11 protein-coding genes are annotated in these 14,019 nt (G+C 52.7%); 5 read left to right on the top strand and 6 right to left on the bottom strand.

Annotation, left to right across the window (positions count from 1 at the left end):
* Window positions 1-131: 131 nt before the first annotated feature.
* The gene (locus ACTS3T_RS14805) at window positions 132-359 is read right to left on the bottom strand and encodes a hypothetical protein (RefSeq protein WP_377963777.1); all 228 of its coding nucleotides are present in this window, start codon (window positions 357-359) and stop codon (window positions 132-134) included.
* A gap of 155 nt (window positions 360-514) precedes the next feature.
* Here ACTS3T_RS14805 and ACTS3T_RS14800 point away from each other — a divergent pair, with 155 nt between their 5' ends.
* Window positions 515-2,848 carry an NACHT domain-containing protein gene (locus tag ACTS3T_RS14800; RefSeq protein WP_462935237.1) on the top strand — a complete coding sequence of 778 codons (2,334 nt, stop codon included), beginning with the start codon at window positions 515-517 and terminating at the stop codon, window positions 2,846-2,848.
* A 40-nt stretch (window positions 2,849-2,888) separates the two neighbouring features.
* On the opposite strand, the gene ACTS3T_RS14795 is transcribed toward ACTS3T_RS14800, so the two are convergent.
* Window positions 2,889-3,272 (bottom strand): hypothetical protein, encoded by a 384-nt coding sequence (locus tag ACTS3T_RS14795; RefSeq protein ID WP_377963781.1) that lies wholly within the window; start codon window positions 3,270-3,272, stop codon window positions 2,889-2,891.
* Window positions 3,273-3,333: 61 nt separating this feature from the next.
* Between ACTS3T_RS14795 and ACTS3T_RS14790 the strand changes: the two genes are divergently transcribed.
* From ACTS3T_RS14790 to ACTS3T_RS14780, 3 genes are all read left to right on the top strand, one after another.
* Entirely contained in the window at window positions 3,334-3,825 is a 492-nt protein-coding gene (locus ACTS3T_RS14790) for a thiol-disulfide oxidoreductase DCC family protein (RefSeq protein WP_377963783.1), read from the top strand.
* A 15-nt stretch (window positions 3,826-3,840) separates the two neighbouring features.
* Window positions 3,841-4,107: a DUF2164 domain-containing protein gene (locus tag ACTS3T_RS14785; protein WP_377963785.1), complete on the top strand. Its 267-nt coding sequence runs from the start codon at window positions 3,841-3,843 to the stop codon at window positions 4,105-4,107.
* A 226-nt stretch (window positions 4,108-4,333) separates the two neighbouring features.
* Entirely contained in the window at window positions 4,334-4,864 is a 531-nt protein-coding gene (locus tag ACTS3T_RS14780; protein ID WP_462935236.1) for a pentapeptide repeat-containing protein, read from the top strand.
* On the opposite strand, the gene ACTS3T_RS14775 is transcribed toward ACTS3T_RS14780, so the two are convergent.
* The gene (locus ACTS3T_RS14775) at window positions 4,861-5,622 is read right to left on the bottom strand and encodes a MinD/ParA family ATP-binding protein (protein ID WP_377963789.1); all 762 of its coding nucleotides are present in this window, start codon (window positions 5,620-5,622) and stop codon (window positions 4,861-4,863) included. The two genes, ACTS3T_RS14780 and ACTS3T_RS14775, sit on opposite strands and share 4 nt — an antisense overlap.
* A 225-nt stretch (window positions 5,623-5,847) precedes the next feature.
* Between ACTS3T_RS14775 and ACTS3T_RS14770 the strand changes: the two genes are divergently transcribed.
* Window positions 5,848-8,532 (top strand): ShlB/FhaC/HecB family hemolysin secretion/activation protein, encoded by a 2,685-nt coding sequence (locus ACTS3T_RS14770; RefSeq protein ID WP_377963791.1) that lies wholly within the window; start codon window positions 5,848-5,850, stop codon window positions 8,530-8,532.
* Window positions 8,533-8,701: 169 nt separating this feature from the next.
* Here the strand turns inward: ACTS3T_RS14770 and ACTS3T_RS14765 are convergent, their stop codons facing one another.
* The 3 genes from ACTS3T_RS14765 to ACTS3T_RS14755 form a co-directional block, all read right to left on the bottom strand.
* Window positions 8,702-9,532 (bottom strand): DUF928 domain-containing protein, encoded by an 831-nt coding sequence (locus ACTS3T_RS14765; RefSeq protein WP_377963793.1) that lies wholly within the window; start codon window positions 9,530-9,532, stop codon window positions 8,702-8,704.
* A gap of 300 nt (window positions 9,533-9,832) precedes the next feature.
* Window positions 9,833-10,696 carry a DUF928 domain-containing protein gene (locus ACTS3T_RS14760; protein WP_377963795.1) on the bottom strand — a complete coding sequence of 288 codons (864 nt, stop codon included), beginning with the start codon at window positions 10,694-10,696 and terminating at the stop codon, window positions 9,833-9,835.
* 79 nt (window positions 10,697-10,775) lie between these two features.
* Window positions 10,776-14,019 (bottom strand): beta strand repeat-containing protein (locus ACTS3T_RS14755; RefSeq protein ID WP_462935235.1); only part of this gene is annotated, 3,244 nt, incomplete at its 5' end.

Below are 14,019 nucleotides of genomic sequence, written 5' to 3'. Positions count from 1 at the left end.
GCTTGAGGCGATCTTCGCTAGGTTCTAGACACTCTGGCGATCGCTCAGTTCTTGTAGGGGGTATCATCGCCCTACAAAGCCGAGATCCCTGAGTTTTCAGAAAAGTCAGGGATCTTGGGTCGGTGGTGTCTTTAGCCTTCATCGTTATCATCTGAGCTAGAGCGGCTGCTGAGCAACCCGATTAGGGTGGCGCTGCCCGTTGTCCACATCGCCAAGGCGCTATCTAAGATGCGATCTTGGGGCTGGGTGAGCGTCGGCTGATTGGCCAGGTGCAAAGCAGTGCCGCCGGAGGTGAGCGTTAGCGATAGCACCGCTGTAAAAACGAGATTAAACGGCGAGGACGGTTTGGGTAATTGCATGTGAACTCTGCGATTTATTTAACTGTGTCTATGGTCTTAAAAAAGTCGCTAAAGTTCAGTCCCGGCAAGGGTTTCGCAGCGGATGAGTTGAGGATGACTTGAGGATGAGTTTGGTTGCGTTGAGTAGAATTGGGGGCAAGTGATATGAGAATGGCATGGCAGCGCGATCGCTTACCGCAACCCCAGAAAGCATTGAGCCAATCGATCGAGCTTTAACCGAAAAAGGATGGAGTCGTGAGGATCTGGCGCAGCGCTGTGAATGCAGCCGTCAGCCAGCGGTGAAGTTTTGCTCTGGTAAATCTGTCAGTCGAAAGCTGTTTGTCAGCTTTTGCAAAGCGCTAGACCTGAACTGGGAAGAAATTGCAGGGCTAAAACCAACTGCCGCTACCCTTGAACCGATCAAAGCCAAAGCCGATATTGACGCTCTTGTTCAAACAATTCGCCAGCAGGTAAAAGCCGATATTCACCACCGCTGCGGCACCATGCGGGTGCTAGATATGACTCAGCCTATCGGCCTTGGCGATATCTATACCGACGTCAACATTTTAGAAAAACTCTCTGGACGACGACGGCTTGGCATTGCTGACCTGCTAGAAAACTGCGACCTCGAAAACTTCGATCGCTTTAGCCTTGGTCAAATACACCATGAACGGGTACCGGGGCTAGAGGCGGTTGAGCGCCACAACAAGCTGCTGATTTTGGGTAAGCCGGGGGCAGGCAAAACCACGTTTATGAAGCGGCTAGCAACGCTGTGCAATCAGGGTAAATTTCAGGCTCAGCAAGTTCCCATATTCGTCACGCTCAAGGAGTTTGCGGAAGCCCAGGAAAAACCAGGTTTGCAAGCGTATATTGCTAATCAGTGGCAAGCCTGTGAAGTTGAAGCGGTGGCTGCTCTCGCGGTAATTTTGCAGCAGGGACGGGCTTTGATTTTGCTGGACGGGCTGGATGAAGTGCAAGCAGCCGACCACGATCGCATTTTGCAAGAAATTAAAGGCTTTACCCATCAGTTCCGGGGCTGTCAGTTTGTCATGACCTGCCGCATTGCCGCGCGGGAATATACCTTTCAGCAGTTTACCGAAGTAGAAGTTGCCGATTTCAGCCCAGCGCAGATTGAAGACTTTGCTACCAAATGGTTTCAGGCTAAGCAAGACGCCGAAAAAGGCAAAAACTTTATCCAGCGGCTAGAAAACAACAAACCCATCCAAGAGTTAGCCACCAATCCGCTGCTGCTAACGCTGCTGTGTTTGGTGTTTGGCGAAGCAGCAGACTTCCCGGCCAATCGCTCAGAGCTGTATAAAGAAGGGCTAGACGTGCTGCTGAAAAAGTGGGACGCCAAGCGCAATATTGAACGCGACCAGGTTTACAAAAAGCTGTCGCTAAAGCGCAAAGAAGACCTGCTCAGCCAGCTTGCCTTGCAAACCTTTGCCCGTGGCGACTATTTCTTTAAGCAAAAAGTGGTGGAGCAGCAAATTATTGACTATATTCGCAATTTGCCCGGAGCCAACGAAGACGCAGAAGCCCTACAGCTCGATAGCGAAGCCGTGCTGAAATCCATCGCAGCCCAACACGGCCTGCTGGTAGAGCGAGCCAGCGGCATTTACTCGTTTTCGCACCTGACTTTTCAGGAATATTTCACCGCCAAACAAATCACCAGCCCCACCGCCCAGCTTCAGGCGGCGCTAGAAAATTTAGTCACACACATTACCGAAAAGCGCTATTGCGAAATCTTTTTGCTGGCGGTGGGGATGCTGCCAGAAGCCGATGGGTTGCTGCTGGCGATGAAAAGCCAGGCTGATCAACTGATTGGCGAAGATGCTAGTTTACAGGCTTTCCTAGGCTGGGTTGAGCAAAAATCGCACTCAGTCAATGCCACCTACAAACCCGCCGCCATTCGAGCTTTTTACCTCGGTCTCGATCTTTACCTCACCTGTACCCTCGACCAATCCCTCTACCTCGCCTACGCCCTCGACCGCATCTTCGGCCACGCCCTCGAATATACCCTCGAATACACTCCCGAACTCATTCCTGCCCTCGACCTTGACCTCGACTTCGACCTCTATATCTGTCTCGACTTCAACCTCGACTTTGACCTCGACTTTAACCTTAACCTCGACCTCACCCTCACCCACTCTATAAAACAAGTGAGTCAGAGCGATCCCGCACTCAAGCTCAAGCTAGAGGCTTTAAAAGATCAGCTACCCGACAAAAATGGTCTAGAAGAGGATCTTCAAGCTTGGTGGCAAGAACATGGCGATAATTGGACAGACAACCTGCGATCAGCCATGATCGAACACCGCAACATCGGCCACGACTGGCAATTTACCGAGGAACAACAAGCAAGCCTGCAACAGTATTACAACGCCAACAGGCTACTGGTCGCTTGCCTCAACAGCGATTGCTACGTCACCAAAGCCACCCGGCAATACATTGAAGACACGCTGCTCTTGCCCATGAGCGAAATTGAAAAATATCAGCCGCCCAGCCCTTAAAACAGGGCTACTACACGCGACTGGCCTAACGCTCAAAACCTTAGCCCAGCGTAGACGAAGCTTGCCGCTGCCAGCGCCGAGCCACAATTAAAAACAAGCTCAACCCAATCCACTGATAAACCGGAAGCACTAAAAACACCAGCCCGCTTTGAGCATCCGGGCGAGACACAAACGCATCGTAGAGCAGCGCCGTGCTAGAAAGCGTCAAAAGGCTAGCCGCCACCAGCAACGTCAGCAGCGAGTTAAAGCTGGCGCGAAACCGCCTGATCGCAGCAATAACGGCCAGATAAGGGGCGATCGCCCACGCCAAAAACGGCAACAAAAACGCCCACGTTCCCCACTGACCAGGCTCACTCGCCTGAAGCATAAAACCCAGCGTCACAAACATTCCGGCGGCGAGGATCGTGGTTGCTAAATACCTCATGAACCTAATCTTTCTTAGAATAGAGTTACAAACTGTTGCAAAGCGACAAGGCAGCGTACTTGTGACCTCATCCCCAGCCCCTAGAAAGACTACCCTAGCAAACAACCCAGCTAACCTGCACTGGCAAATCAAGCTGCTCTACGATGGCGACTGCCCCCTTTGCCTCAGAGAAGTCAACTTTTTACAAAAACGCGACGCCGGACGTGGCTTAGTCAAATTTGTGGATATTGCCGCGCCCGACTATGAACCCGCCGCCAACGCCGACATAGACTACGCCACCGCCATGGGTCGCATCCACGCCATTCGAGCCGACGGCACCGTGGTTAAAAACGTCGCTGTGTTTCGGCAAGTCTACGAAATTTTGGGCATAGGTTGGATCTACGCCGCTACCCAATGGCCGCTCATTGGCCCCCTGGTAGACAAGCTCTATGAAATTTGGGCAGACTGGCGGCTCAAGCTCACCGGACGCCCCGACCTGCCAACCCTGGTAGCTCAGCGGCAGCAGCGCTTAACCTGCCATGCCGCCGAGCGCTGTAAGCTAGAAAAAAGCTGACCCCTCACAAAACTTATGAGCCAGCGTTCTCGCCCGTCTCCGGTACACATAAAGCTATCTAAAGCGCAGCGAGATCAGCTTCTTAGCGCCATTCAGGCGCACTTCGCCACCGAATTAGACGAAGAGATCAGCTACTTTAAGGCCAAAAGCCTGCTCACCTTTTTTGTAGCTGAGCTAGGCCCTTATATTTACAATCAAGCCGTTCAAGACGCTCATCAGTTTGTGCAAGCTAAGCTGAGCGAACTAGAACCCACCCTTTACGAACCAGAATCAACGGTTTGAGCGATTTAGCCCCTCCGTTTGGCAACCGCCTGCAAAACATCGCCTCAGTAGGCAAAACGGAGGGTTCTGTTTTCGTTGTGTGAATCAAATGTATGAGTTGATCAGGTTTGCGACACAATGGAAGAGAACGCGGCGTTCCCTTCATCGCCCTTATTGACAGCTACATACGCTTCAACTTTGAGCCAAAACGTGGGGAGTTTCACATCACCCAGGGAGACAAACCAGAATGGATATTCAACAGTTTTTACACGAATACAATCGTGGCGATCGCGATTTTTCTAATATTCACTTGCATGGGGTAGACCTCCGTGCGATCGCTCTCAGCAGCATCAATCTCAGCGGCACCGACCTCAGCAGCGCTAACCTCAGCAACGCTGACCTCAGCCGTGCCGACCTCCGGCAAGCCAACCTCAGCGACGCTGACCTCAAAGGCGCTGACCTTAGCGGCGCTAACTTACAAGAGGTTAATTTCATTGGAGCCGACTTGCGCGGCGCTAGCTTAGTTGGCGCTGACCTCACCCAAGCCGACTTGCGCAGCGCTGATATGGAAGGAGCCGATTTGCGCGGTGCCAACCTCAACGCCGTTGAGCTAAGCGGCGCTAACTTCAGCCACGTCAACCTTAGCGGTGCCTGCATTAGCGACGTAGACCTAGAAGGGGTTGATTGCGAAGGCACCAACCTGGAGGCTGCGCAGTCTTGCCAGCAGCAGCTTACCACAGGTACGCCGCACCGTTGGATTAGCTGGGGCAGTCACTAACTCATCAGCAGTTGAGCTACCGTCGCCAAAACCTGACTAAAGGGGTGATCCGGAAACCGCAAGCAGAAAATATCGCTGCTGCCTAACCGGATCATTTCTTCGGTTAGGGGCAAAATACCCGCTACGGGAGTATTGTAGGTCGTTTCAATTTCGCTTTTGAGGGCGACAAAGTCAAACGATACCAGCACCTTATTGACTAAGAGCAGCATTTTGGGCACCTCTAGCTTGCGGGCGATATCGATGGTGACGGCTGTTCCTTGAAAGTCTTGGTGGTCGGGGCGGAGGATGAGCAGCAAAATATCTGAGATCGTAATTGACAGCAGCGTCTCTTCGTTTAGCCCTGGGTGAGTATCAATCAAAAGCACATCGAGATCTAAGGCTTCAATTAAAGACTGAAACCCTTCGTTTAGCAGCCCCACGTCGTAGCCCTCGCGCAAAACGCGGGCAATTTCGCCTGCCCGCAAACTCGAAGGAATCAGATAAATCGCACTGCGATCGCGGCTGATGCCTTGCAACACGGCACTGACATCGTAGGCAGCCGCTTCAACTGGGCAGCGTCCCCACAGGTAATCGTTAAGCGATCGCTGCATGTTATCTTCGTCAAAGCCAAACAGCACATGAATGCCGGGGGACTGAATATCCGTGTCGATAATCCCCACGCGGTACCCCTGACGAGCAATCAGCACCGCTAAATTAGCGGTTGAGTTTGACTTACCTGTCCCTCCTCGAAAAGAATGAACAGAAATCACCTTGGTCATACGGCTGGCCTGATGTTACGCACCTCGTCATTGTCATTAGTTGTACCACGCTCACCTCTGGGATTTGTGGCCAGATGAACGTGTAAAAACGTTGCCATTTCTGGGTAGTTTGCTGGGTTGCGGCTACCCTTGACTAAGAAGTCTGCAAACGGGCTGTCGAGAGTGACGCAGAGAGCTAGATACGTGAACAGGGGCGTCAATACCGTTCTTCCACAGGATTAAGGTATGGAAACAGCGGTTCGACCTAATTTGCTGCCGCTACCGCCCTTAAACGGGGTAGCCAAAGCGCTAAGCCTATCGGCCTTGACGGGGACTTGCTTTTTGCTGTTGACGCGTCCGGTGTTTCGCTGGGATGCCGCTTTTTTAACGGCTCCGGCGATCGATGAAAGGGCAAGCGATCGCGCAGATATTCCTCTAGTAGTGCGGCCACAAACTAGCCCCAGTCGCCCGCTTACCGCCGATCGCGCCACCGCTACTGCTCCCCCCAATCGCGCCCCCATTGCGCCCACTAGCCGCTCCCCTGCTTCTAGCGATCGGCTTGAAGCGGCGTCTGGCTCCGCCCCACCCCAGCCAGAAACGAGCGATCGCGCCCCTGAGCTGAGTCGTTCTGCCATCGCGATCGCCCCAGCCACCACCCCAGCGCAGCAGCTAGCTGCTGCGCCCACAACGTTAGCAGCAGCGGCACAGCAGTTAGCGCCCGCCGCTAGCCCCACCCCACCGCCTACCCTGGCCGAACTCAGCACCCCGCCTCGCTTCACCCGTCCGCCGCTGCCGCTGCCGCAAGAACCTTCTCCGCCATCTGCCGTTGCGACTGCCCCTGTCTTGCCGCCGTTAGCCGCCCCTAGCCGCCCAGACGCGTCTGATTCAACCGCGATCGCGCCTGCCGCCACCGCGCCTGTTACCCCGCCGGATGAGCAGGCAGCTTTGCCAGAGGTGACTGAACCTGCCGAACCAGAAGGATTTTTCGTCGAGCAGTTTGAGGTACTAGGCAGCAGCATCTTCAGCGCTGAAACGCTAGCCGAAGTCGCCCAGGCAGCCGCTTTGCGAACCGAAGCGTTAACCGCTACTGCCAGCGACGAAATTCCACCCGCCGAGGCGATCAACCGCAACTTAACCCTGAGTGACTTGGTGCGGGCTAGCGACGCCATTACCGACTATTACGTCAGTCGGGGGTATATCACCTCTGGAGCTTTTATCCCCGCCGAGGCTTTAGCGGGCGACACCTCTACCATTGCCATTCAGATTATTGAAGGCAGCTTAGAAGCGGTTAACGTGACCCTTAATCCGCTTGATCCAATTGAACTTTCGGCGCTACCGTCAGCCATTACTCAACCTGCAGCGGATTGGTTTCGGGTGCCGTCGGCTCCCGTCGCCCCATCTAACCTGCCAGAAAGCCGTTTCCTCGACAACATAGAGACGCTGGGACAACTCCAGCAAAGCAGTCAAGCGGCTGACTTAGCCAGCAACACGTTGCAAATCAGCTATCAAACCTGGGGCATCGACCAGCCCTACCAGAGTTTAGAAACGCCAGCCGGATCGCCCTCGCCTACTTATTTAGCGGTTGATTCAGCCACGTTGACTTCACCGTTTGGTTCACCCTTTGCCCGTTCGTTGTCTAACCTGGTGATGCGAGACTGGTTAGATCCGGCTTATAGCAATCGCTATATTGACGTAACCGTCGATCGCCCTTTAGATCCGGGCTATATTGGCTCTCGGCTGGCGATCGCAGGTGAAGCGCCGTTAAACATCAACCGCGTACTAGCAGGGGTTCAGGTTTTACAAATCAATCCGCTGATTGAAACCATTTCTACAGAACTGGTAACGGGCACTCGCACAGGCACAAGCATTCTCAACGTAGCTGCTACTCAAGCTTCTAGCGATCAGGTGAGCTTTACGATCGACAATAACCAGTCGCCTAGCGTCGGTAGTCTGCGGCAGACGGCTCAGGTCAGCCAGGGAAACTTAAGCGGCTTGGGCGACGGCCTTTTCTTTGGCGCTAGCCGCACTGAAGGTAGCCGCAATTTTGACCTGAGCTACGCAGTGCCCATCAGCCCCTATGACACGACGTTGCGGTTTAGCTTTAGTGATAGCGACAGCGAAATTTTGACCGAAGCGTTTAGCGCCTTAGATATTCAAACAGACTCTACGCTGTATGAAGTTGCCCTAGAGCAGCCTATTTTCAAAAGCCCGACGCAGCAATTTACCCTCAGTCTGATCGGCTCTTACCGAGAAAGCCAAAGCGAATTTCTGGAGGGGCTACCCTTTCCGGCTACCGGAGCCGATGACGACGGCTTTACCCGCGTTGCCGCGTTGCGCTTTGCTCAAGACTGGCTGCAACAAGGCGAAACACAGGTCTTTGCCCTGCGATCGCAGTTTAGCTTAGGGCTAGATACGTTAGGTTCAACCATCAATGAAGATCCGCCGGATAGTCGCTTTTTGAGCTGGCGCGGACGGGCACAGTTTGCCAAGCTGTTTGCCCCCGATTCGCTCCTGCTGGTGCGCGGCGATTTGCAATTGAGCGATCGCCCCTTGGTTCCAAATGAACAAATTGGTCTGGGCGGGCAGGCGACTGTGCGGGGTTATCGCCAAAATACGCTGCTAACCGACAATGGCTGGCTGGCTTCGGCAGAGCTGCGGTTGCCAATTTTGCGCATCCCCGAAATTGAAGGACTGTTGCAGGTCAGTCCCTTCTTCGATATTGGCCAAGGCTGGAATCACCCCGACAACCCCACCGATTCGCCTGACCCCAATTTAATTTCCGGTGCAGGCATTGGCTTAATCTGGCGGCAGGGCGACTATTTAAGCGCCCGTCTCGACTGGGGTATTCCCATCACTTCAATTGACTACGACATTGAAGAAGGGACGCTGCAAGAGTCTGGTATTTATTTCTCGATTACGTTTACTCCCTAGCGATCGCCTTTGGGCTAAAAGCGGAGGGCAGAAAGAAAACTTTGCGGTCATTGGTTTGCCCCGCGTTCAGCGTCTCAACGCGGGTGCTACGGCGATCGCCACAGCTTTAAAGCACATCCGGCGAACCCCATTTGGAATTCGCCGGATGCAGCCGCCATCATTTCTGTGCCTATTGCACCATTTGCACAACGGGTACCGCCGCAAACTCGTCTAAGCCAACATCTTGCATCAAGGCTTGCCAGTCGCTGGCGATCGCCGGATCATCGGGAAACTGATAGCGTAGCTGAGCCAGCGTTCCAGCCGTTTCCTGCCAAATGCCTCTTTCAGCATAGAAAGCTAGCTGATCTTGCAGCGATCCGGTAGGAGAAGCGTCAATCGCCTCGCGCTCGATCCAGCTATCAACAACTAAATTACTTGAATTATCTAAAGCACTTTCTGATTCACACTTAATAGCCAACTGCCAGAGGTATTTACTCCCCGGCTCTAGAGCCGTTTCAGATTGAGGCACCTGAATTGCCACAATTCCAGGCTGGCCGTTTAGCTCAAAGCTCATGTTTACCACTTCAGCATCGGCTCGCGTGTAGTCTTCATGCTGAATGGTGAGTTCTGCGGTTGCCGCACCTTCCAAGTCAGGAACATTGACCAAAAAGGTGGGATGGGCTGAAGCCGTTACGTCAACAGGGCCAACCTCTGATGGCGCTAGACCTGTCAGGGTAGATTCAACCTCTTCCGATCTAGCCGGGGGCGCAACAACAGCCACCTGATCGCCTTGATTGACCAGACAGCTACCGCCACGGCGAAATCCACCGGAGCGATAACGCGAGGTACGCACGCGCAGGCGAAAGCCTCGATAGCCAGCCAGTAAGACCTCTTGGTGGTTCTCGCTGAGGGTGCCAATACCCGCCTGAATGCTAGCGGTTGCAGCACTAGAGGCTAGCGGCAACCCGCTGACTGCTAACGCAGCCGATAGAAAAAGGGGACACCAAGTTATTCGTCTCATGAGGAATACTCCCAAATGGCAACAAAGCGGGTATCGTAACCGGACTCATCTAAAGATCTTTGGCTCTTTTAAACAACTACTGCTGGTGGCTTTAAGCTTATGCAGCCAACTTCAATGAGAAGTCGCTTTGCTAACAATGGCAAAATTTGGATAGTCGTCTTGAACGTTATCTTTGTTACTAAATTTTGCCGCAGATTAGAGAAGCTGTAGCGTCTGTTGAATCGTCTTTGCAAAAGCTATAAATAGCCTGAGCGATCGCCGTCGAAGCTTCAACTAACCCTTACACGAGGCGACAAAACTTTACTGCTCAAGCTGCACAACATCGGCATTGGCAAAAGCATCCATATCAACGGATTGCAGCAGTGTTGTCCAGGATTCGGTTAAGTCGCTGTCGGTGGGGTTGCGGTAGCGCAAGGCAGCTAGTTCAGCAATTGAATCCTGCCAAATGCCTAGCTCTGCTAAAGCCTGAGTTTTTTCCCGCTCGTCAGCGCTATCGAGCTGCGCTGCCAAAGTTTCAAATTCCTGGCTCAGTTCTGCATCGACTGCATCTGACTCATCCAAAGACTGCCGCAGCGTTTCTAAAGAATTGCGCTGCACCCAACTGCCAACGACCGCATCTTCAGAACGGTTAGCCGCATCACAAATCACCGCCATTTGCCAAAGATAGCTTTCACCAATCTCCAGTTCAGGAGCCGTATTGGGCACTGCAACCGCTACAATGCCACTTTCATTGGGTAGTGCAAAGGTGGTGTTATAAATTTCCTCTGTGCCCTCGGCATTTTGTAGGGTGAATTGGGCTTCTTTTTCGCCCAGTCCTTCTACATAGACCAAAAAAGTCGGATGCCCTGAAAGCGTACTATCTACCGCCACCTGCCGAAACCCTACCTGCTCTACTTCGCGCGTTGGTGGAACCAGAGCCATCACTCGACCCGCATCAAAACAGGTGTTGCCCCGCCGAAACCCCCCAATACGATATTGGGCTGGCCGCACCCTTAAGCGAAAGCGATAGCGCCCAGCAACCAGCAATTCGCCTGATTGCCCCAGAGAGCGCTCAAACGCCGTAGCCGACGCCACGGCGGCTTTAGCAGGTAGATGGCTAGCGCTAAACACCCCTGATACCAAAGCAGTTAAAACTGCCATTGAAAAGCAAATTGCGCGTTTCATAGCCATTTCCTCAGTAGATAAGTTCTCCGGTTTATCTAATAAGCTCTTCAGCAATCGATCTACAAATTCCAGGTACCTATTATTGAATTGTTTGAGAAAGTAAAGAATTGAGACATATGCCATTGCCCGGTTGTTGCTGACGAGCCAGGGAGGCTGCTGGCGGGGCTGTTGAGGCTGAACTATCGAAGGAATCGTCGATTAAAATCCAGTCGTTGTTGTCTAACGTTGGGCTTAGGGGCTGATTGGGGCTGGTGGGCAAGCCGCCTTGACCGCCCACAATAAACTCACTATTTTCAGAGGTTCCGGCTGAGCAAGAGTCGCCCACTAATTCAGAGAGGTCAACGAAGGCCAAGGGAATCGCAGCCGCTTGCTCAAAAATGCCGGTATCTAAAATATCAATCAGGCCATTGGTGGAAAGGTCATTTTGGCTGTTGGAACGCAATTCTGCAAAAGATAAACCCAATTCGTCTAAGACAAAACCGTCTGGCAAGATCAGGCCAAAGTCAATCACTCCCCCGCCCGCTAGGCTTTCGTTAGTAACGATGTCGTTGCCAGCCGGCCCAATCGGGGGATCAACCGCTCGAATAGTCAGGAAGTTAGAGAAAAAGATATTGCCACCTGCCACTGCTGAGTTGCTACTGCCGACGCCGGGTTGGGTGGCTCCGACTTCAATGCCACGGGCTGAAATCAGGCTGTTGTTAGCCATCAGCAGGCTACCGATACCTGTTCCAGAAACGGTGATGTTGCCACCTTCAACGTTGAAACCAACTAGCCCCCCTGAGGTGACAAAACCGCCGCCCGCTGTCTCGTTATCGCTGGTTTCAGCAATGATTCTGCCGTTGTCTAAGCTAATGTTGGCGGCTGCAATGGTGATGTTCCCGGCGATCGCCAATTGAGAAGACAAAGTACTCGAAGAAATGGTCGAGTCAGTCAGATTAAAATCGGTAGCCGCATTGATGCCAATATCGCCCCCTGGCCCGGTACCTGCGCCGGAGGTACCCGTGCTGATGATGGCATTGTTAAGGTTAATGGCGCTGCCCTGGGCGGTAACGCTACCCCCCGCCCCGGTACTGCTGGTATCAGTGGTGATAACGCTGTCGTTGATGTCGAGTTGACCGACTGCCGTTGCCACGACATTACCCGCTGCCCCGCTGCTAGCAGTTCTGGCTTGAACCTCCGCATTGTTTTGTAATCTGACCGTGCCTCCTTGCAGGCTAATGGTTCCACCTGCGCCGCTATTGGTGGCATCGGCGGTAATTTTGCTGCCGTCAATTTCTAGCTGGTTGCCAGCAGTAAAAGCAACATCTCCGCCTGCTCCTGTTCCCGTTGTTCGGGTAGTCACTTCGGTAGTAGTTCCTTGCAGGATGAGGTTTTGCCCCGCCTGAAAGATGACGTTGCCGCCTTCGCTGGCCGCAGAAGCTTGGGCGCTGACGACAGCCCCGTCTTGCACGTTAATATCTGTAGCCTGAGCCGTAATGGTGCCGCCCAAGCCACTGCTGCTGGCATCTGTAATGACTCCGGTGCCACCACCTTGAATATTGAGCGTTTGAGTAGCAGTCAGGCCAATGCTGCCCCCAGTCCCCCCACCGGATGTTTGGGCGCTAATGATGGCTCCGTTTTGCAAGTTAATATCAGGTGCTTGAGCCGTCAGGGAACCGCCGTTACCGCTACCGCTGGCGTTGGTGCTGATTTCAGTCGCGCCACCTTGAATCGTAATGGCTTGAGTGGCTACCAGCGCAATATTGCCACCGATGGCACTGCCTGTCGTTTCGGCATTGAGGGCAGCTTGATTTTGAACATTGATGGTTTCAGCCGCGATCGCAATGTTGCCGCCTGTGCCCGTGCCATTCGTGCTGGTATCAATGGCGGCTCCTAACCCCTGAATATTGACAGCCTGCGCGGCTTGCAAAGAAACACTACCGCCAGTTCCCTGCCCACCATTGGTACTGATAATGCGACGACCCCCGTTCAGGTTGATAGACCCTTGTTCGCTGACAATGCTGATATTGCCCCCCCCGCCCAAGTTGTAATTGTCACCGTACAAAATCCCTGAACCTAGGGTGACATCTCCGGTTAAAGCAGTAATCGTAATATCGCCTGTTTTACCCGTACTCGCTGAATTGCCACCTGTGAATGGATCAATCGTTACACCATTGTTTAGGGTGACTGAAGTACCTGTGAGGCTAACGTTGCCACCATCGCTGCCACCTGTTGCAGTATTGATGCCGGAATTAAGCACAACCGCGCCGCCATTGCCAATTAAGGTGACATCATTGCCACTGTTGCTAATAAAGCCATTGGTGGTAACAGAGCTACCTTGAAGGGTGACAGGCGCATTAAAGCTTAAAAAGTTGTTGCTGGTGACTACGTCACCCGTTTCAGTGTTGCCAATTGCAATATCTGTAAAGCCATCAGCAATTACAGAACTAAATAATGAAGGCGTCAGATTCAAACCTGAACCCGCCCCATCAAACTGAATCCCTGTGCCTGCCGTAGATTGCTGAATAATTAAAGAGCCTGTACCAGAAATGCTGGTGCCTGTCAGGTTGATGGCATTATCGCTTTCTAACGTCAGGGTGCCTGTGCCACCGTCAATATTACCTGTGATGGCTCCAATGCCTGACCAGATAAAAGTGTCTGTTAAATTGCCCCCTACAAAGTTTTGAAAATCGCTAAAGTCTAGGCTGGAATTGAGGGTGCCGCTGTTAATACCTGTAATGCTCCAGATGTTATCAACATCGGCTCCAATCAAAGTGCTGTTAGATGCATTACTGCCAATAATGGCCTCAATGTTTTGAACATCAAAAGCACTGAGATCAACCACAGGATCAACAATATTTGAATAGTCTAAGGTGTCGTTGTTGCCATTGCCGCCGTCAATATTGCTAGTAAAGCCATCATCAAAGAAAACAAATTGGTCGTTGTTGCCGTCGCCACCATTGAGATTGCTGACGCTGCCAGACGTGAGGTTGAAAACGTCATTGCCAACATCGCCATTGAGGGTATCAACGAAGAGAGATGCCCCGTTAACATTAAATTCATCGTTGCCGTCGCCGCCGTTGACAGTGCCCAAGCTGCCTGAAGTGAGGGTAAAAACATCTCCCCCGTTGCCACTGTTGAGGGTAGTTGCGGTTCCCCCCGTTACGTTAAAAATATCGGCACCATTGCCGCTGTCAATGCTGGTGACGCTGCCACCGGCACTGAGGTTGAACGTATCTACGGCTGTACCGCCTACCAAGTTGGTGAAGTTAAAGAAGGCGGTTGTATCGACCGTGCCGCTGTCAGTGCCGTCTATCGTCCAGGTGTTGGCATTGTTCTGGCCG

Origin of the sequence: Almyronema sp. (assembly GCF_052168255.1) — a bacterium.
Classification (GTDB): domain Bacteria; phylum Cyanobacteriota; class Cyanobacteriia; order Phormidesmidales; family Phormidesmidaceae; genus Sphaerothrix; species Sphaerothrix epifaneia.
This window is presented reverse-complemented; position numbering and strand designations above follow the sequence as displayed.